This is a genomic window from Streptomyces xanthophaeus, assembly GCF_030440515.1.
GTDB lineage: Bacteria > Actinomycetota > Actinomycetes > Streptomycetales > Streptomycetaceae > Streptomyces > Streptomyces kutzneri.
Genome location: NZ_CP076543.1, coordinates 3,318,458 through 3,337,493 on the forward strand (window position 1 = coordinate 3,318,458; position 19,036 = coordinate 3,337,493).

General features: G+C 71.7%; 18 protein-coding genes and 1 riboswitch. Of the genes, 10 read left to right on the forward strand and 8 right to left on the reverse strand.

The window, feature by feature from the left end; genetic code table 11:
• Positions 1-23: 23 nt before the first annotated feature.
• Positions 24-2,174 (reverse strand): DUF4132 domain-containing protein, encoded by a 2,151-nt coding sequence (locus tag KO717_RS14275; RefSeq protein WP_367401526.1) that lies wholly within the window; start codon positions 2,172-2,174, stop codon positions 24-26.
• A gap of 130 nt (positions 2,175-2,304) precedes the next feature.
• Between KO717_RS14275 and KO717_RS14280 the strand changes: the two genes are divergently transcribed.
• From KO717_RS14280 to KO717_RS14305, 6 genes are all read left to right on the forward strand, one after another.
• Complete coding sequence (locus tag KO717_RS14280) at positions 2,305-3,423, forward strand: serine hydrolase domain-containing protein (RefSeq protein WP_301367064.1); 1,119 nt, start codon at positions 2,305-2,307, stop codon at positions 3,421-3,423.
• A gap of 55 nt (positions 3,424-3,478) precedes the next feature.
• A complete protein-coding gene (locus KO717_RS14285) occupies positions 3,479-4,039 on the forward strand; it encodes a hypothetical protein (protein WP_301367066.1) in 561 nt (186 codons plus the stop codon).
• Positions 4,040-4,222: 183 nt separating this feature from the next.
• Positions 4,223-5,110 carry an ROK family protein gene (locus KO717_RS14290; RefSeq protein ID WP_301367067.1) on the forward strand — a complete coding sequence of 296 codons (888 nt, stop codon included), beginning with the start codon at positions 4,223-4,225 and terminating at the stop codon, positions 5,108-5,110.
• Between the two features lie 226 nt (positions 5,111-5,336).
• Positions 5,337-5,741: a hypothetical protein gene (locus tag KO717_RS14295; RefSeq protein ID WP_301367068.1), complete on the forward strand. Its 405-nt coding sequence runs from the start codon at positions 5,337-5,339 to the stop codon at positions 5,739-5,741.
• A 3-nt stretch (positions 5,742-5,744) separates the two neighbouring features.
• Positions 5,745-6,173 carry a thiol-disulfide oxidoreductase DCC family protein gene (locus tag KO717_RS14300; RefSeq protein WP_301367069.1) on the forward strand — a complete coding sequence of 143 codons (429 nt, stop codon included), beginning with the start codon at positions 5,745-5,747 and terminating at the stop codon, positions 6,171-6,173.
• Positions 6,174-6,184: 11 nt separating this feature from the next.
• Complete coding sequence (locus KO717_RS14305) at positions 6,185-6,925, forward strand: TetR/AcrR family transcriptional regulator (RefSeq protein ID WP_301367070.1); 741 nt, start codon at positions 6,185-6,187, stop codon at positions 6,923-6,925.
• Here the strand turns inward: KO717_RS14305 and KO717_RS14310 are convergent.
• The 3 genes from KO717_RS14310 to KO717_RS14320 all read right to left on the reverse strand — a co-directional run bounded on the left by KO717_RS14310 (position 6,922) and on the right by KO717_RS14320 (position 10,165).
• Positions 6,922-8,478 carry an ABC transporter substrate-binding protein gene (locus tag KO717_RS14310; protein WP_301367071.1) on the reverse strand — a complete coding sequence of 519 codons (1,557 nt, stop codon included), beginning with the start codon at positions 8,476-8,478 and terminating at the stop codon, positions 6,922-6,924. The genes KO717_RS14305 and KO717_RS14310 overlap by 4 nt on opposite strands.
• A 122-nt stretch (positions 8,479-8,600) precedes the next feature.
• Positions 8,601-9,857, reverse strand: coding sequence for a metallophosphoesterase (locus tag KO717_RS14315; RefSeq protein WP_301367072.1), 1,257 nt, complete (start codon positions 9,855-9,857; stop codon positions 8,601-8,603).
• Positions 9,854-10,165 carry an SCO4848 family membrane protein gene (locus tag KO717_RS14320; protein ID WP_301367073.1) on the reverse strand — a complete coding sequence of 104 codons (312 nt, stop codon included), beginning with the start codon at positions 10,163-10,165 and terminating at the stop codon, positions 9,854-9,856. Before KO717_RS14320 ends, KO717_RS14315 begins: the two co-directional genes overlap by 4 nt.
• 121 nt (positions 10,166-10,286) lie before the next feature.
• Between KO717_RS14320 and KO717_RS14325 the strand changes: the two genes are divergently transcribed.
• The 3 genes from KO717_RS14325 to KO717_RS14335 all read left to right on the forward strand — a co-directional run bounded on the left by KO717_RS14325 (position 10,287) and on the right by KO717_RS14335 (position 13,065).
• Positions 10,287-11,528, forward strand: a complete 1,242-nt coding sequence (locus KO717_RS14325) for a D-alanyl-D-alanine carboxypeptidase family protein (protein WP_301367074.1) — start codon at positions 10,287-10,289, stop codon at positions 11,526-11,528.
• Between the two features lie 152 nt (positions 11,529-11,680).
• Positions 11,681-12,577, forward strand: coding sequence for a hypothetical protein (locus KO717_RS14330; RefSeq protein ID WP_301367075.1), 897 nt, complete (start codon positions 11,681-11,683; stop codon positions 12,575-12,577).
• Between the two features lie 59 nt (positions 12,578-12,636).
• The gene (locus tag KO717_RS14335) at positions 12,637-13,065 is read left to right on the forward strand and encodes a hypothetical protein (RefSeq protein WP_301367076.1); all 429 of its coding nucleotides are present in this window, start codon (positions 12,637-12,639) and stop codon (positions 13,063-13,065) included.
• Between the two features lie 65 nt (positions 13,066-13,130).
• Here KO717_RS14335 and KO717_RS14340 read toward each other — a convergent pair whose 3' ends face one another.
• The 4 genes from KO717_RS14340 to glyA all read right to left on the reverse strand — a co-directional run bounded on the left by KO717_RS14340 (position 13,131) and on the right by glyA (position 17,564).
• Positions 13,131-14,036, reverse strand: a complete 906-nt coding sequence (locus tag KO717_RS14340; protein ID WP_301367077.1) for a YihY/virulence factor BrkB family protein — start codon at positions 14,034-14,036, stop codon at positions 13,131-13,133.
• Between the two features lie 214 nt (positions 14,037-14,250).
• On the reverse strand, positions 14,251-14,874 hold the full coding sequence (locus KO717_RS14345) for a 2'-5' RNA ligase family protein (protein WP_301367078.1): 624 nt from the start codon (positions 14,872-14,874) through the stop codon (positions 14,251-14,253).
• A gap of 97 nt (positions 14,875-14,971) precedes the next feature.
• The gene (trpS, locus tag KO717_RS14350) at positions 14,972-15,985 is read right to left on the reverse strand and encodes a tryptophan--tRNA ligase (RefSeq protein ID WP_301367079.1); all 1,014 of its coding nucleotides are present in this window, start codon (positions 15,983-15,985) and stop codon (positions 14,972-14,974) included.
• A gap of 310 nt (positions 15,986-16,295) precedes the next feature.
• Positions 16,296-17,564: a serine hydroxymethyltransferase gene (glyA, locus tag KO717_RS14355; RefSeq protein ID WP_301367080.1), complete on the reverse strand. Its 1,269-nt coding sequence runs from the start codon at positions 17,562-17,564 to the stop codon at positions 16,296-16,298.
• Between the two features lie 34 nt (positions 17,565-17,598).
• Positions 17,599-17,689, reverse strand: a riboswitch (ZMP/ZTP riboswitch).
• A 129-nt stretch (positions 17,690-17,818) separates the two neighbouring features.
• On the opposite strand from glyA, the gene rocD reads away from it, so the two are divergent.
• On the forward strand, positions 17,819-19,024 hold the full coding sequence (gene rocD, locus KO717_RS14360) for an ornithine--oxo-acid transaminase (protein ID WP_030712657.1): 1,206 nt from the start codon (positions 17,819-17,821) through the stop codon (positions 19,022-19,024).
• The last annotated feature ends 12 nt before the right edge of the window (positions 19,025-19,036 follow it).

A 19,036-nucleotide genomic window follows, 5' to 3' on the forward strand; every position in this document is an offset into this window, starting at 1 on the left:
GGGGCGGGGCCTTCGCCGTTCCCTCAGGGCATCGGCGGCGGAGCCGGCCGGTGATCGGGGACGCCGGGGCCGCCGTCGTCGGCCCGGGCCGGATCGCTGCCGATGCCGGCCACGCCGACGAAGAGGCCGACGTCCCGCAGCACCTCGCTCAGCACCAGCGCCGGTATCTCCGTGAGCGCCAGCGGGCCGACGGGGCCTTGGCCGTCGCGCACGCACATCGTGTACGCGCCGCCGTACGCGCCCTCCTCGTTCTGCGGGGCGCCGATCGGGTAGAAGCGCACCTGGTCGGTCCGCAGCCGCAGGTAACTCCCGGACTCGGTGGTGTCGACCCCGTACTCCTGCCCGTCGCCCTCGATCCAGTACTCGGCGCGCAGTCCCCAGTGCGGCAGCTCCCGGGTGGCCGGCGGAGCTCCGTCGTCCACGCACAGGCGCAGCTTGTTGCGCCACCCCCGGGCCGCTGCCAGCGAGTGGAACTGGTGCTGGCGCAGGACGTGCGCGGCGAAGCGGTCGGAGTGGGTGCCCGTGCTGCGCTCGGTGTCGGTCAGCAGGTACACCTCGCGGTGGGCCTGCTTGAAGGGCTGCGTCACGGCGTACCGCTCCAGCCAGTGCCGCCAGGCGACCACCTCGGCGGGCTCCCGGCCGACGGGGTGCCACAGCTCGACGGTGGCGTGCGCGGTGTCCTGGTCCAGGGGGGCGCCCGTGAGCGTGCGCAGCCGCCCGTCCGCGAAGCCGACGGCCGTGCCGTCCACGGTCCAGATCAGCCGCCGCGCCAGGGTTCCGACCAGCGGGTGGTCGAGGTACCGCACGCGCCAGTGCCCGTACTCCCACCGGCGCAGGGCCAGGAACTGCCCGTCGAGCCGCTCCGCCTGCGCCGACAGTGCCTTGTCGATGTCCTTGGCCGTGGTCTTGAGCTCCTTGAGCTCCTCGGCGTGGTCCCGGCGCACGGTGGCGGGGACGCTCTTGACCTGCTTGCCCGCCGCGTTGCGCCAGCCGACCACGGCCCGGCTCCCGCGCACCTCCAGCAGCGCGGTGGCCTCCCCCAGCCGGAACGCGGCCCGGCCCACCTCGGTCAACCCGTGTGCGGGGACGGCCAGTTCCTCGATCTCCTCACGGCTGAGGCCGAGCGTGGCGGCCCGCGCACCCAGGGCCGCGTCGATGAGCTTGGCGGTGCCCTTGTACGTCACCCGGGTACCCAGGCGGGCGAGTTCGGCGAGGGCGGCGTCACCCTCCATGCGGGCCAGGGAGTTGACGGCGGCGTTGGCCACCTTCGGGTTGCGCGGCCCCATCCCGGCGACCTTGCTCAGCGCGCTCTGCGCCAGTGCGCCGAGCGCGCGGACCGTGCCGGGGTGCGGCGGGAGGAAGGACAGCAGCCATGCCAGGCCGCGCAGGGCGTTGGCGTTGAAGGGGTCGAAGGCGTTGTTGACGTCCGGTTCGTACGGGCCGCGCTCCAGCTCGACGGTCCGCGGCCGCCCGACGAGGGCCAGCCAGGCCACCACGGCCTCGCGGGCGTCGTCGCCGCCGAGGCGGCCGAGGAGCGCGCGGCCGCCTTTCTCCCACGCGGCGGAGGGCTTGGCGGCCCTGGCGGTCAGCGCGTACGCGAGCAGCTCGTGCCACCGCTCGTCCGCCATCGCCCGCTCCGCCCATTCCTCACCGGCGTTGAGCACGGGCGTGGTGAGCTGTCCGGCGAGCCGGGCGAGGGTGCCGGCGCCGTCCGCGCCCATGGCGCTGCGCCGGACGGCCGCGACGACGGCCGGGGCAATCGTGCGCCCGGTGGCGATCTCGGCCATGGCGAAGGCCTCGTACCGGTCCGCCCACCACAAGCAGTAGGTCCGGGAGATGCGCTCCAGCTGGGCGGCCCGCTCCTGCGGCAGCGGCAACGCGTCCAGGCCCTCGCCGACGAGCACGATCTGCGTCAGCAGCTTCACCCGCACCGGCTCCGTGTCGCACTGCCGCCGGTAACGGGCGGCGAACTCCTCCACGAGCAGGCGCCGGTCCCGCTCCGGAAGCCGCCGCATCGCGTCGAGCTGCTCCTCGTAGACGTAGTTCGGGGTCGAGCGGGCCAGGGCCGTACGGAGGAACCTGCCCGCCACCACCGCGGCGTCCTGCGCGCTGCCGGCGGTCGTCCGCGAGCGGGCCCGGCCGGTCGGCCCGTCGATGAAGGTCACCATTCCCATACGGCCGACAGTAGGGGTGACCACCGACAACGGGCCGTGCGTGCCACCGGCGGCGCTCAGGGGCCCCTCAGGGTCCGGTGGGGGGCTTCACCCATGGCCGGTGGATCTCGACCGCAGCAGACTCACAGGCATGACGAAGACCCCGTACGCCGCTCCCGCCGCCGCGCGCCCGAACCGCTGGACCACCCTGGTCCTCGCGGGCGCGGCCCTCGTGTCCGTCACCGCCGGCGCCGTCCTGCCGGCCTCGGCCGCCGAGCCGCAGGGCGCGGCGGCGGCCGGCACCGCCCGCGCGCACCACGCCGTCGACACGGCCGCCCTGACCGCGTTGATGAAGCCCGGCGCCATGGCGAGCGGCACCATGGTCCGGGTGGGCGGGACGGGCCCCGGATGGACCGGGGCCACCGGCCCGCTCTCGCAGGACCCGGCCGCGAACTTCCGTATCGGCAGCATCACCAAGCTGTTCACCTCCACCCTGGTCCTCCAGCTCGCCGGCGAGGGCCGCTTCACCCTGGACACCCCCGTCCAGGAGCTCCTCCCGGGGACCCTCCCGTCGCACTGGAAGCCGATCACCGTCGGTCAGCTGCTGAGCCACACCAGCGGCATCCAGGAGCCCTGCATCGGCTTCGCGGATGGCAGGGCGCCGACCCCGGAGCAGGTCGTCTCCCACTGGACCGACCCGAAGTGCGCCGCGCCCCGGTACCCCGTGCTCGCGCAGCAGTACAACGGAGCCAACTACTTCCTCCTCGGCATGGTCGTCGAGAAGGTCACCGGCCGCTCCTACGCCGACGAGATCCAGCGCCGCATCGCCCGCCCGCTGGGGCTGCGCCACACGTACTCCCCCGAGCGCGGGGACCGCACCGTCCCCGGCCCGGTGCTCGCCGACGGCGGCGAGATCGAGCCGTGGGCCTGGGCCGAGGGCGGCATGCTCTCCAACGCCCCCGACCTGGAGCGCTTCATGACCGGTCTGCTGCGCGGCCGACTGCTGAAGCCCGCCCAGCAGCGGCAGCTGTTCGCCATGCCGGCGCTCTCCCGGGGCGCGGCGGACCGCTTCAGCATGGGCGGACTGATGCGCGCCGAGATCGGCGGCACCGTCGTCTGGGGCAAGACCGGCTCCATGGGCCGTTCCACGAGCGGGGTGTTCGCCACCGAGGGCGGGCGCCGCACGGTCGTCTACTCCCTCCTTCCGGCAAGCAGCGACCGCGAGTTGATGCGCAGGCACGTCGCGGCTCTGGTCGGCGCGGCGCTCTGACCTGGTTGCGGGACCGGGGGTACAGGGCACGAGTCCCTGTGGAAGGATCGACTGCATGAGCGAGCAGCAGCCGAATCCGTACACGAGCGACCCCGCAGGCCTGGGCGGTCAGCCCGGCATGCCCGCCACCCCCGGCCAGGGCGACTACAAGTGGGGTCCCGGCGAGGCCAGTTACGGCTACCCGCAGCCCTACCCGGCGCCGCCGGCCTACCAGCCGACCATCGGCGGAGCCGGCATCCCCACCCCTGCCTACAACGCCGCCGCCCCGGTCGGCGGAGCCGGCCTGTCCCTCGGCGACATCACCGTGGCCGGGGACCAGATCATCACCCCGTCCGGCAACATGCCGCTCAGGGGCGCGATGTGGAACGCGACGGACTTCTCGCGCACCGAGGAGAAGATCCCGCCGCACGCGATCGTGCTCGCGATCATCTTCTTCCTCTTCTGTCTGCTCGGCCTGCTCTTCCTGCTGATGAAGCAGAAGACCACCACCGGCTACATCCAGGTCACGGTCACCAGCGGCGGCCGCCACCACTCCACGATGATCCCGGCGGTGGACGCGTACACCTACCAGTGGGTGATGTCCCAGCTCAACTACGCGCGGTCGCTGAGCATCTGAGGGACCACGAACACCGGCGGGCCCTCCTCGACGGGGCTCTCCGGATCTGCATCCTCCTGCCCGAAGAGCCGTGCGCGGCAGACCGCACTGCAGCCGAATAGGCCGGCCGCACGTTCCGTCACCGGCTCGGCCCCCGGCGCGCCGGGCACGAATCACACTCGTGGCTCGACCGAAGGGATGAGCATGAGCGAGTACGCCGTAGCCGTGGACTTCGGCAAGACGAGGCTGCGCGTGGCCCTGATGGACGGCCAAGGCAGGACGCACCACGTGCGCGAGGTTGACTCACGGGACTTCACGTCGACCGGCGACATCACCGAGGCGATCGTGGAAGGGGCCTACGACCTCCTGCGCTCAGCTCGGCAGGAGCGGGTCACGGGCATCGGGGTCGGCTCCACCGGGGCCGTGGATCCGGCCACCGGAACGGTGTCGAGCAGCGGGAGCCTCCCCTACCTGCGGGGCTACGACATGGCTGCGCAGTTGTCCGGGCGGCTGGGGCTGCCGGTGACCGTGGTCAACGACGTCAGCGCCCAGGCCCTCGGCGAGGCCGTCTACGGGGGCCACGGCGAGGCCGACCGTGTTGCCTTCGTCAACTTCGGTACGGGGGTGGGCGTCGCGCTCGTCCGGGGCCGGCGTCTGGACTTCGGGGCGCACGGGTCGCTCGGGCTGGTCTCCGCACTGCCGCTGCCGCCCGACGGCCGTACGCTCAACGAGCGGGCCGGGGGCAAGGCCCTCGCCCCCTTCGTGGGTGAGAACGGCGCGGACGGGCCCGAGTGCGACGCCGCCCGCGCCGGCGCGGTGGAAGCGGCAGCGCTGGTGATCGGCTTCGTCGCAGGCCTGTGCGACCCCCACACCATCGCCGTCGGGGGCGGGGTGTGGCTGCGCAACCCGTGGTTCCGCGACCGGGTCCGCGCGAGGCTCCACGAGGTCCTGGGCGGGCAGACGACCGGATTGGCCGTCCCGCACGTGGTGACCGCCCGGCTGGGCGACCGCGCGGGGCTGGCGGGCGCCGGCCACCTCGGCCTGTCGGCCGGGCGTACCGCTGCGGAGAGCCGCCCGCCGGCCGCCATGTGATCTCCGCGCCTGACCCGCAGAGCGGCTTCGTCATCCACGGCCTTCGCCTCGACCCCGGCGGGTCGGCCGACCACTGAGCTGGAGCTGATCGGTTCCGCAGTGATCGCCGAACACCGAGTACCGCGCGAGGGCCGGAGCACCCGCCGAACATCGCTTGAACTTGTTCAAAAAGAGGCCTACAGTCATCCCTGTCAGCAGTTGAACACGTTCAAAGGGGCTGGGGACCATGGATCTCACCGTAGTCACGTACGTCATCTACCTGCTCATCAGCATCGCCCTCACCATCTGGGTGGCCCGCACGCTCAGCCGCAACGGCCGCGTCTTCATCGGTGACGTCCTGCACGGGAACGAGAAGCTCGCGGACGCCGTCAACCAGCTCCTCGTGGTCGGCTTCTACCTCGTGAACATCGGCTTCGTGACCCTCTACCTCCGGTCGAGCGAGGAGATCCAGACCCCCCGCGCCCTCTTCGAGGCCCTCTCGGTCAAGCTCGGCGTCGTCCTGCTGGTCCTCGGCGTCATGCACCTCGGCAACGTGTGGGTGCTGAACAAGATGCGCCGCCGCGGGATCATGGAGCGCCAGCAGACTCCGCCCGTCCCCCCGCAGGCGTGGACCGCACCGGTCGGGGCCTGAGCCGTGACGACCGCCGCCGCGCCCGTGCGGAAGCTGACCGTCCTCTACGACGCCGACTGCCCGCTCTGCGTGCACATCCGGCACTGGCTGCTCGCGCAGCGGTGGCTCGTCCCGCTCGCCCTGGTTCCGGCCGCGTCCTTCGAGGCGCAGCGGCGGTTCCCCCGGCTCGATCACGCCTCGACGCTGCGGGAGATCACCGTCGTCGGGGACTCGGGGCAGGTGTGGACCGGCACCGATGCCTTCATCGTGTGCCTGTGGGCGCTGGCCGAGCACCGGCCGAAGGCGAACTGGCTGGCCACCCCGGCCGGCCGGCCCTTCGCCCGGGCGGCCATGTACACGGCCTCCGCCTGGCGGCAGGCCGTGCGTACCGAGGGTCACCCCGAGGGCGCCGAGGGACCGGCCTGTGACGACCAGTGCCCCGTCCCCCGATAGGCTCATACACCGTGACTGATCAGAAGGCTCCCAAGAGCGAGCAGACCCGCACGCTCATCCTCGAAACCGCGCTCCGCCTCTTCCAGGAGCGCGGCTTCGACAAGACGACGATGCGGGGTATCGCGAAGGAGGCCGGCGTCTCGGTCGGCAACGCCTATTACTACTTCGAGTCGAAGGAACACCTGGTCCAGGGGTTCTACGACCGGATCGGCGCCGCCCACCAGGCGGCGGTCCGGCCCATCCTGGACAACGAGACCGACCTGCAGAAGCGGTACGCGGGCGTGTTGACGGCCTGGCTGGACATCGCGGCTCCGTACCACGAGTTCGCCTCCCAGTTCTTCAAGAACGCGGCGGATCCCGAGAGTCCGCTCAGCCCGTTCTCGCCGGAGTCCGAGCAGGCGCGGCAGGCGGCGATCCGCATCCACCGCGAGGTGCTGGCCGGCGCGAAGACCAAGGTGCCGGCCGAGCTGGCCGACGTACTGCCCGAGCTGATGTGGCTCGCGCAGATGGGCCTGGTCCTGTACTGGGTCTTCGACCGCTCGCCGAACAGCGAGAAGACGCGCCGGCTCGCCGAGCGCGGCGCGCAGCTGACGACGCGGGGCATCGTGCTGGCCCGTTTCCGGGTGCTGCGGCCGCTGGTGCGGGAAGTGCACGAGCTGTTCGCGGACTTCCTGCCGGGCATGGCCCAGACGGCCACGGCCGGGGCCCGGCGCAGGGCCTCGGACCCGGACCCGGAGCCGAAGGCGGACTAGAGCCAGTCGAGTTCCCACAGGCGCCAGACGCCGGTGCCGTCCGACAGGTACTGGGCTCCGGTGACGTCCTCGCGGGACATCACGTAGTCCTTCTTCTGCCAGATCGGCACCATCGGGGCCTGCTGGGCGACCATTTTCTGGAGGTCGCGGAACTCGCCGGCCGCCTCGCTCCGCTCCGCGTGGGACTGGGTGCGGGCGATCAGCTCGTCGACGTGCTTGTCGGAGAAGCCGTTGTTCATGGACGAGTCGGTGCCGACGAGCGGGGCGAGGAAGTTGTCCGCGTCCGGGAAGTCCGCGATCCAGCCGATGGTGTAGGCGTCGAACTCGCCCGCCGCGTACCCCTTCTGGAAGTCGCTCCACTTCTCGACCGGCTTGATCGTCACCTGGAAGAGGCCGGTGGACTCCAGCTGCCGCTTGACCTCCTCGGCCTCGGGCATGTTCGCGCCGCGTACGTTCACGCCGAGGTTGAGGTGGACGGCGGAGGTGATGCCGGCGTCCTTGAAGAGCTTCTTGGCGGTGGCCGCGTTCGGGGCCGGGTAGGCGTCGAAGAACGGCGTGCTGTGGCCGGCGATGCCCGCCGGGACCAGGGAGTACAGCGGGGTGACGGTCCCCTTGTGGACCTCGGCGGCGACCTTGGCCCGGTCGAGGACGGCGGCGACGGCCTGCCGGACGGCGAGGGGGGCCGCGGAGGAGCCGGGGCGCACGTTGAAGACGACGGAGCGGATCTCGCTGCCGCCGGAGGCCTGGTAGCGGGTGTCCTTCATGCCCGGGTTGAGGCCGGCGAGCACGGCGGGCGGCATGTCCCGGTGGGCGACGTCGATCTGGTGGCCCTTCCAGGCCTGGTCGAGCTGCTCGGAGTCCTTGAAGTACTTGACGGTGACCGGCGTGTGCGCCGGCTTGCCCTGGCCCTTGTACGAGGTGTTGGGCTTGAGCTCGACACTCGTACCGGCCTTGTAGCCGCCCAGCGTGTACGGACCGGAGCCGTCCGCCTTGCCGTCCTCGCGCAGGGCCTTCGCCGGGTACGTGTCCTTGTCGACGATCGAGGCGGCGCCCGTCGCGATCTTGAAGGGGAAGGTGGAGTCGCCGGCGGAGAGGTTGAAGGTGACCGTGCGCCCCTCGGCCTTGACCGACTCCAGGGTGTTGAAGAGGGGGGCAGGCCCCTGGTCGGAGTTGATCGCCTTGATGCGGTCGAAGGAGTGTTTGACGTCCTCGGCGGTGATGGTGCGGCCGCCCGCGAACTTCACGTCGGAGCGGAGTTCGCACTGGTAGATGGTGAGCTTCTGGCCCACGAAACCGCAGGAGGCGGCGGCGTCGGGCACGGGGGCGTCGGAGCCGGGCTTGATGGTCAGCAGCGACTGGTAGATGTTGCTGAACAGGGCCCAGGAACCTGCGTCGTACGCCCCGGCCGGGTCGAGGGAGGAGACGACGTCAGTCGTGCCGACCCGGACGGCGCCACGCCCGCTTCCGTCCTCGGGCAGCAACTGCCAGGCGCCTACGCCGGCCACGCCGAGGACCAGCCCGGCCGCGATTACCTTCGAGCGGACAGACCGCATCCCCTGAACCCCACCCCATGACCCGATGACAGCGACGCGCTGTCCGATTAACGGTCATCCCATCACGGAATATCAGCCACCGGAAGGCGAGTTGACGAGGGCGCTTCGAGGTTTGAGGCGGATCAGGCCTGAAATGAGGCGAGTTCGACGACCGTGATGTCGGAGGGCGCTCCCACCCGGACCGGCGGCCCCCATGCTCCGGCCCCGCGGGACACGTAGAGCTGCGTGTCGCCGTAGCGCTCCAGACCCGCGACGGTGGGGTTGGCGAGCTCCGCGAGGTAGTTGCCGGGCCAGAGCTGGCCGCCGTGGGTGTGGCCGGAGAGCTGGAGGTCGACGCCGTGGCGGACGGCGTCGTGGATGACGACGGGCTGGTGCGCGAGGAGTACGGCGGCCCGCGTGCGGTCCCGGTCACCGAGGGCCGCGCCGAAGTCGGGGCCCTTGCCCTCCCGCTCCCCCTGGATGTCGTTGACCCCGGCGAGGTCGAAGTACGGCAGCTCGCGGCGGGCGTTCTCCAGCGGGTTCAGCCCCAGCTCGCGGACGTGGTCGATCCACTGCTGGGCGCCCGAGAAGTACTCGTGGTTCCCGGTGACGAAGTACGAGCCGTGGCGGGCGGCGAGCCGGCGCAGGGGCTCCGCGGCGGACCCGAGGTCGGGAACGCTGCCGTCGACGAGGTCGCCGACGATGGCGATGAGGTCGGGCTGGGTGCGGTTGACCGTGTCGACGATGCGCTGGGTGTGGGCGCGGCCGAGCACCGGGCCGAGGTGGACGTCGCTGACGACGGCGATCCGGAAACCGTGTGCCGCGCGCGGCAGCTTCGCGAGGGGGACCCGCACCCGCTTCACGCTCGGCCCGCGCAGGACCCCGTAGGTCCCGGCTCCGACCGTGCCGAGGGCCACGGCGGCGGCCGCCCCGCCGACCGTGCGGGCGACGAACCGGCGGCGGCTCAGCCCGTCGCCCGTGGCGGGCCGCTCCGCGGTGGCCGGGGCGGCCGCGGGTGCCGCCGCGGCGGGCACCTCCACGGGCTCCGGCAGCTCCGCCACCGATCCGGCGGAATCACGGTGGGCCAGACGGCGGAGCGACAGCGCGCGGATCGGCTCCGCGACCAGCATCGTCAGGGTCAGGTACAGGAGTACCGCGAGCCAGAGGTACCCGGGCCAGGCCACCGTCTGCTGGAGCCAGAAGGGGGCGCCCGCGCGGCCCGTGGTGAGCGCTGCCACAGAGAGGAGGGGCAGGGTGATGGCCAAGGCCGTGCCGATGCGCCGGGTCCGGCCGCCGGGGGCGGTGGTGTCGCGGACCAGGCGGATCCAGAGCCAGCGGTGGACCAGGACCAGCAGGGCGCAGACCGCCAGGGCGACGAGGGCGAAGACCAGGATCGTCATGCCGGGGTTCCCCCGTCCGGACGGTCGCCGCGGTCCGTACCATCCGCACCGTCCGCAGGCTCCGTGCGTGATTCACGCCGCAGGGCGAGAACGCTGCGCAACCCGATCAGACCGACGGCCGTCCCCAGGAGAAAGGACGTCACCGCGAGCGTCAGGTGCACCCAGAAGTAGGACGTGGGATCGCCGGCCGCATCGAAGGCAAGACCACTGCCGTTCTTCCACAGGTTCCGGACGAAAGACACCCAGATGAACCAGCTCCACACGCCGAAGGCGAGCAGGAACCAGGAGGCGGTACGGCTGAGTCTCATGCCTTCAGTATCGGATTCGTCCCCAGGACGGACGCGCCGGGGTGGGCTGTCCCGGGGTTGGTTGCCTCGAATTGGCCGGTCCGCTGCGCCCTCCAGCTCATCGGGATGTACTTTCACCTGCGTGTCTGCCAAGACGACCGCACTGACGGTCCTTTCCGCCGCGTTGCTGGTCCCCAGCGTGCTGGTGGCTCCCGCGCACGCCGCGCCGACCCCGCCGGCCGACGCGAAGGGCGGGCCGGCCCAGGCCCCGGCCCCCGCACCGCCCGTCTCGATGTCCACGGTCGGCGGATCCCTGCTCGGCCAGCCGGGGACCCAGGTGAACCTGCTGCCGGGCGCGCCCGCGCTGCCCGCGAACCTGACCGGGCGGTCGTGGATCGTGGCGGACGCCGAGTCCGGCGAGGTGCTGGCCGCGCACAACGCGCACTGGCAGCTGCCCCCCGCCTCGACCATGAAGATGCTCTTCGCGGACACCGTGCTGCCGAACCTGCCCAAGGACCAGATCCACCAGGTCACCGACAAGGACATGGAGGGCGTGGGCCCGGGCAGCAGCATGGTCGGGGTCAAGGAGCACCTCGAATACTCGGTCCACGACCTGTGGCTCGGCGTGTTCCTCAAGTCCGGCAACGACGCCGTGCACGTGCTCTCGGCCATGAACGGCGGCATCGACAAGACCGTCAAGGACATGCAGGCGCACGCCGAGGAGCTCCAGGCACTGGACACCCATGTGGTGTCCCCGGACGGGTACGACGCCCCGGGGCAGGTGTCGAGCGCGTACGACCTCACGCTGTTCGCCCGCTCCGGGCTGCAGAAGCAGGACTTCAGGGAGTACTGCGGCACGGTGACCGCGAAGTTCCCCGGGCTGCAGGAGCCCGGGAAGCCGCGCGAGTACTTCGAGATCTCGAACACCAACCGGCTGCTGACGGGCGCGGCCGGGATCACCCCGTACAAGGGGATGGCCGGGGTGAAGAACGGCAACACCTCGATGGCCGGGGCCACCTTCACCGGCGCCGCCCAGCAGGGTGACAGGAAGCTGCTCGTCACGGTGATGAACCCGGACGGGGGCGGGGCGAACCAGGTGTACGAGCAGACCGCCGCGCTCCTCGACTGGGGCTTCGCGGCGGCCGGGAAGGTCAAGCCGGTGGGTGAGCTGGTGCCGCCGAAGAGCGCGGACACCTCCTCGCACGGCTCCCCGGCCCAGTCGCACGAGAACGACCCGTCGGCGGCCGGCAAGGACTCGGGCGCCGGTGCGGGTACCGCGCTGGCCGTCGCGGGCGGCGTGCTGGCCGTCCTGGCGGGTGGCGCCTTCATGGTCAACCGCCGCTGGCCCCGGGGACGCCGGAGCCGCGGCGAGGACCTGGTCTGAGACCGCCGGAGCGGCGTCGGTCCGTCTCTTCCGAGACGGCCTAGCCCGGCCGGCGGGCCGGCGCCACCTATCAACTCACAGGTTCACCACAGGACTGCGGCAGGGTTTGCTCGCTCCCGTCGGCATGACGCCGACGGGAAGGGGGTCCTCCCATGCGGAGGAGATGGTCGGCCGTCGTCGTGGTGGCCTGCGGCGCGCTGCTCGCCGTGGCGGCCTGGACCGCTCTCCCGGCGGACGGCGCCGGGCAGCGGACCCCGGCGCGCTCCCTGGAGACCGCCGAGCTGGACCTGCTCCACACGGCCGGAGAGCTGCTCGTACAGGACTGCATGCGGGCGCAGGGATTCTCGTACTGGCCGGTCCCGCGCGTGCCGCACCCGGACTGGCGGGACTTCCCGTACGGCGTGGACGACGTGGACTGGGCCCGCCGCCACGGGTTCGGGCGCCGGATCGAGCAGCAGCTGGACGAGGAGGCGGCGTCGGGCCCGCGCGGCCGCTACCAGAGCGGGCTCTCCGCGGAGCGGCTGGAGGCTCTGGGGGTGGCCCTCATGGGGCCCGACTCGAAGGGGCTGGCGGTCGAGAACCCGGGCGGCGGCACGCTGAGCCACAGCGACCGGGGCTGCATCACCGAGTCGTGGCGACAGCTCTACGGGGACGTACGCCTCTGGTACGGCTCCAGCGAGACCGTGAAACAGCTCGGCGCGGTGCGCACCGGCCGGGTCGGCCAGGACCCCGCCTTCCGGACGGCGCTGGCCGGGTGGAGCGAGTGCGTCGGCCGGCGCGGTTTCCCGGCCGTGCACCCGGTCCGGCAGCGCGACGAACAACTGGCACGCACCGGACCGGCCGCCGAGGCGCAGGACGTGCCGATGGCCACCGCGCAGGCCGAGTGCGCCCGCTCGACGGGCCTCGCCGATACCGCACAGGACCTGCACCGGCGCTATTCGGACATGATCCGCGCCGAGAACGGGGCCGCCTTCGACGCCATGCGGCGGATGCAGGTGGCGGCCCTGCCCACAGCTCGCGATGTGGTCGCCCGGCACGCCGGGAGCTGACATCGCGTACCGCCGACCGGCGGTGAACCATGTACGGCACTCATTGGGAGGGACCCCAGATGAACAAGCTCAGGACGCTCCTCGCGGGCCTCGCGATCGCCGGTGCGGCGGTCGTGGCCGTTCCGACCGCGGCGCAGGCCGACGGCGGCTGCGGATACACGAACTTCTGTGCCTACTCGGACGATTACAACTACCTCTACCAGAACGCCGGAAACTCCAGCGACTGGCCGTACCAGGTCAAGAACAAGGTCGACTGGGTCCGCAACAGCGGCAGCGCCGGCGGCCGCGACCACGTCAACATCTACTACAACGAGAACAACACCGGCGCCTACGCCTGCATCGGCTACGGCACCGAGTGGAACCTGCGGGGCAACGCGCAGTCGTTCAACTGGACCCGCAACGGCGACGCCAGCGGTCAGTGGAAGGCGGTCCACGACAACGCCGCCTCGCACCGGTGGGTGTACGGCTGCGGCAACGGCACCTGGTAGGACGTCCCGCCGGCAGTACTCCGGTGGCGCACCGGGCCCCACACCGGTGCGCCACCGGCGCGTTCCTACGCCGTCCGCGTCGCCCCGGCGGCCGGAGGGTCTTCGGCGCCGTCGCCGTCCGCGTCGTCGCGCGTGGCCGTCCAGGACGAGACGAAGAGCAGCAGTTTCGAGGTGAAGTTGATCCAGAGCAGCAGGGCGATCGGTACGCCGAAGGCCCCGTACATGCTCTTCCCGGCGACCTCCCGCATATAGCCGCTGAGCAGCAGTTTCAGCAGTTCGAAGCCGGCCGCGCCGATGAGGGCCGCCTGGATCAGGCGGCCGCGCGGCGGTTCGACGCCCGGGAGCAGGGTCAGGACGTAGAGCAGCAGCAGGAAGGCGGCCACGACGCCGACGAGGAAGGCGAAGGAGCGCAGCAGAGCGCCGCCGGCGCCCTCGCGCGGGATGTCCAGCCATTCGGCGGTCTTCCCGACCGCGCTGGATCCGAGGATGGAGGCGGCGGCGGAGGCCAGGCCCACGCCGCCGAGGCCGAGGAGGACGAGCGTGTCCTTGCCCTTGCGGGCGAACGGGTTCCCGTCGTCCTCGTCGTCCTTCTCCCACACGGCGCGCAGGCAGTCCCGCATCGAGCCCACCCAGCTGACACCGGTCACGAGCAGGAGGGCGCCGGCGACGAGACCGACCGTGCCGGCGTTGGCGACGAGCCCCTCGATGTCGAGCTGGTCGGAGATGCCCGGGACCTGTTCGGACAGGTTCTTCTCCAGCCGGTCCAGCTGCTCCGGGCTGAGCAGCGCCGCGCCGACCGCGGCGGCCACGGTGATCAGCGGGAAGAGCGCGAGGAAGCTGATGAAGGTGATGGCGGCGGCGAGGCGGGTCCAGTGCACGCGGTCCAGGCGTTGGTACGAACGCCACGCGTGCGTCCGCATCAGACGGGACGCCAGCGGCCCGATCACCGGGAGTTTCGTCAGCCAGTCCATGGGGTCACCGTAATTCAGCCGCCGGAAATAGCCGGGATTGTCGCTTCTGGCGGCTACGGTCGTCGATTGTGACTTTTCCCGAAACGCGCCCTACGGGTCGCCCGTTCCACACCCTGGTCCTGCGAAGGCTGAGATTCCGTGCCCGGTGCATCGCCCGGCTCCCCATGGCCCTGCGCCTGCCCCTGGCCCCGCCCCTGGCCCCGCGCCCGTCCCGTCAGGACGGTGCTGCGGTCGCCCCGGCGGTCCCGGCCGTGCCCGCCGCCTCGGTGGCCTGGTCGGCGGGTGAGCCCGCCTGTGCCGGGACGCAGTTCGGTCCGATCCCGAACGGGTACTCGCGCAGCTTGCGCCAGACCCCGTCCGAGCCCTGCTCGTAGAGCGCGAAGCCGTCGCAGATCCACTCGGCGGCGTACTCGGCGAGGGTCGTGAACGCCAGGTCCATCTCCTCCTCGGAGATCCCGTGGGCGACCGTGACGTGCGGGTGGTACGGGAACGCCAGATCCCGGTCGAGCGGCCCCTGGGGGTCGCGGACCTCGCTCTGGAGGCGGGTGCAGCCCGCCGCCCCTTCGGCGATCTTGACGAAGACGACCGGCGAGAGGGGGCGGAAGGTTCCGGTGCCGGCCAGCCGCATCCGGAAGGCCCGGAAGGCGGCCGCGACCTCGACCAGGTGGGCCCTGATCGCGGGGAGCCGGTCCGCCTCCACCTCGGTGGGCGGGACGAGGGTGACGTGCGTGGGGATACCGTGCGCGGCAGCGTCCCCGAAGCCCGCGCGCAGCTCCTGGAGCTGGCTGCCGTACGGCTCCGGGACCGCGATCGAAACGCCGAGCGTTACGGTCCCCACGTATCTCTCCTCCGCTTGTCGCTGTGGACTGCTGCCGCCCCAGTGTGGCGGCAGCACCCCCATTCGTGCCAGGGCTCTCTGTCCGTAGTTGCGTTCGTCAGTGCTTGGCGGGCAGCAGACCGAGGCGGTCGTAGGCCTGCGCGAGGGTCTCGGCGGCGACCGCGCGGGCCTTCTCCGCGCCCTTGGCCAGGAGGGAATCCAGCGTCTCCGGGTCGTCCAGGTACTCCTGGGTCCGCTTCTTGAACGGTGTGACGAAATCGACCATCACGCCGGCCAGGTCGGTCTTCAGCGCGCCGTAGCCCTTGCCCTCGTACCTGGCCTCCAGCTCGGTGATCGTCTCGCCCGTGAGGGTGGAGTAGATTGTGAGCAGGTTGCTGACGCCGGGCTTCTTCTCGGAGTCGAAGCGGATCTCGGCCTCGGTGTCGGTGACCGCGCTCTTGATCTTCTTCTCGGTGACCTTGGGCTCGTCGAGGAGGTTGATCAGGCCCTTGGGGGACGACGCGGACTTCGACATCTTGATCGCCGGGTCCTGGAGGTCGTAGATCTTCGCGACCTCCTTGACGATGTGCGCGGCGGGGAGGGTGAAGGTCCGGCCGTAGCGCTGGTTGAAGCGCTCCGCCAGGTCGCGGGTCAGCTCGATGTGCTGGCGCTGGTCCTCGCCGACGGGGACGGCGTTCGCCTGGTACAGCAGGATGTCGGCGACCTGCAGGATCGGGTACGTGAACAGGCCGACACTGGCGCTGTTGACGCCGCCCTTGGCGGACTTGTCCTTGAACTGGGTCATCCGGCTGGCCTCGCCGAAGCCGGTGATGCAGTTCATGACCCAGCCGAGCTGCGCGTGCTCGGGAACGTGGCTCTGGACGAAGAGCGTGCAGCGCTCGGGGTCCAGGCCGGCGGCCAGCAGCTGGGCGGCGGAGAGGCGGGTGTTCGCGCGCAGATCCTTCGGATCCTGCGGCATGGTGATCGCGTGCAGGTCGACCACCATGTAGAAGGCGTCGTGCGTCTCCTGCAGGGCGACGTACTGGCGGATGGCTCCGAGGTAGTTCCCGAGGTGGAACGAACCGGAGGTGGGCTGGATGCCGGAGAGCGCGCGAGGACGATCAGAAGCCATGGCTTCATTCTCTCAGGTGCGGGGGCGGGCCCGTGCCCGCCGGCGGCCGGATCCCTCCGGGTCGCGCCGGGTCCGGCCGCCCCGCGCCGGTGTACCCGGCGGTAGCGGATCGTCCGGATCCCGCCCCGGCCGAGCGACCGATTTCCGCCCCGGGACGGGCCGGTCCAACACCGCTGCGCGGGGCCGGACGGTGCGGCGGCGGCTCCGGCCGAGGGACGCCCTCAAACGCCGGGCGGGCTGGAAATCCAGCCCCGCCGGCGTGTGAGGCGCGGGGGTCCGGGGGCGGCGCCCCCGGCAGCGGTGCCGCAGATCAGGACAGCGGCAGGCCCGGGGCCGGGAAGGCGGCCATGAGGTCCGTGACCTCCGCGCGGATCACGGCGAGCGCCTGCTCGTCGCCCTTCGCGGCGGCGTCGACCGCGCGCGAGATCCAGTCGGCCACCAGCGGCATGTGCTCCGCGGACAGCCCTCGGGACGTCAGCGACGGCGTGCCGATGCGGATGCCCGAGGGATCGAACGGCTTGCGCGGGTCGAACGGCACCGTGTTGTAGTTCACGACGATGCCCGCCCGGTCCAGGGCCTTGGCCGCGATCTTGCCCGGCACGTCCTTGCCCGTCAGGTCGATCAGGATCAGGTGGTTGTCCGTACCGCCCGAGACCAGGTCGAAGCCCTTCTCCAGCAGCGCCGCGGCCAGCGCCTTGGCGTTGGCGACGACCGCGTGGGCGTACGAGACGAAGGACGGCTGCGCGGCCTCGTGCAGCGCCACCGCGATACCGGCCGTCGTCTGGTTGTGCGGGCCGCCCTGCAGGCCCGGGAAGACCGCCTTGTCGATGGCCTTCGCGTGCTCCTCCCGGCACATCAGCATCGCGCCCCGCGGACCGCGCAGGGTCTTGTGCGTGGTGGTGGAGATGACGTCGACGTGGTCCGCCGGGGACGGGTGCGCGCCGCCCGCGATCAGGCCCGCGATGTGGGCGACGTCGGCGACCAGGATCGAGCCCGCCTCCCGCGCGATCTCCGCGAAGGCGGCGAAGTCGATGGTCCTCGGCAGGGCGGTACCGCCGCAGAAGATCAGCTTGGGCCGCTCGGCGAGGGCCAGCTCGCGCACCGCGTCGTAGTCGATCAGCCCGGTGTCGGCGCGGACGCCGTACTGCACGCCCCGGAACCAGGAGCCGGTCGCCGAGACGCCCCAGCCGTGCGTCAGGTGCCCGCCCATCGGCAGGGCCATGCCCATCACGGTGTCGCCCGGCTTCGCGAAGGCCAGGTACACGGCCAGGTTGGCGGGCGAGCCGGAGTACGGCTGGACGTTGGCGTGGTCCACGCCGAACAGGCCCTTGGCCCGCTCGATCGCCAGTGCCTCGACGCGGTCGATGTTCTGCTGGCCCTCGTAGTAGCGGCGGCCGGGGTAGCCCTCGCTGTACTTGTTCTGCAGCACGGTGCCGGAGGCTTCGAGGACGGCCGCGGACACGTAGTTCTCACTGGGGATCAGGCGCAGGGTCTGTGCCTGCAGCACTTCCTCCGCCGCGACGAAGGACGCCAGCTCGGGGTCGGTGGAGAGAAGGGCGGGATGGCGGCTCGCGGACATGGCGGGCTCCTCCGGGGTCGATGTGATCGGTACCCCGCGAGGCCCAGGCGAGCGGCCCTGTATGCGGTCGAGCGCGCACGACTCCCCCGGAGTTGGTTCCCCGTACGCCAGTCGCCGTGCGTACCGGACACCTTAGCGGGCGCGCCGGGAGAGAGGTTTCTGCGTCCGCGATACGAGCGACGATAAGAAGGTGACGCCACCCTCGTCACCGCTGCACCGGCGCTCACCGCGCCGGACGGACGATCGGAGACCCCGTGTCGACAACTGCTGATGCCATCCGCGCCGCGGACGCCCACAGTGCGCACAACTACCATCCGCTGCCCCTGGTCGTCGCGTCCGCCGAAGGCGCCTGGATGACCGATGTCGAGGGCCGCAGATACCTCGACATGCTCGCCGGGTACTCGGCCCTCAACTTCGGGCACGGCAACCGCCGTCTGATCGACGCCGCCCGCGCCCAGCTGGAACGGGTCACGCTCACCTCGCGCGCCTTCCACCACGACCGCTTCGCCGACTTCTGTACCGAGCTCGCCGCGCTGTGCGGCAAGGAGATGGTGCTCCCCATGAACACGGGGGCGGAGGCCGTGGAGACGGCGGTGAAGACCGCCCGCAAGTGGGGCTACGAGGTCAAGGGCGTCCCGGACGGGCACGCCAAGATCGTGGTCGCCGCGGACAACTTCCACGGGCGGACCACGACCATCGTCTCCTTCTCCACGGACCACGAGGCCCGTGACCACTTCGGCCCGTACACGCCGGGCTTCGAGATCGTTCCGTACGGGGACCTCACCGCGCTGGCCCACGCCGTCACCGAGAACACGGTGGCCGTGCTGCTGGAGCCGATCCAGGGCGAGGCGGGGGTGCTGGTGCCGCCCGCCGGGTACCTGAGCGGCGTACGGGAGCTGACCCGCGAGCGGAACGTCCTCTTCATGGCGGACGAGATCCAGTCGGGGCTGGGACGGACCGGCCGGACCTTCGCGTGCGAGCACGAGGGGGTCGTCCCGGACGTCTACATCCTCGGCAAGGCGCTCGGCGGCGGCGTGGTGCCGGTGTCGGCCGTGGTCGCCGACCGGGATGTGCTCGGGGTGTTCCGGCCCGGGGAGCACGGGTCCACCTTCGGCGGGAACCCGCTCGCGTGCGCGGTCGCCCTGGAGGTGATCGCGATGCTGCGGACCGGCGAGTTCCAGGGCCGCGCCACCGAGCTGGGCGAGCACCTGCACCGGGAACTGAACCTGCTGGTCGGCGGGGGCGCGGTGACCGCCGTACGCGGCCGCGGGCTGTGGGCGGGCGTCGACATCGACCCCTCGCGGGGCACCGGCCGGGAGATCTCCGAGAAGCTGATGGAACTCGGGGTGCTGGTGAAGGACACCCACGGGTCGACGATCCGGATCGCCCCGCCGCTGGTGATCAGCAAGGAGGACCTGGACTGGGGCCTGGCCCAGCTCCGGTCGGTGCTCGGCGCGTAGGGCTTCCCCCCG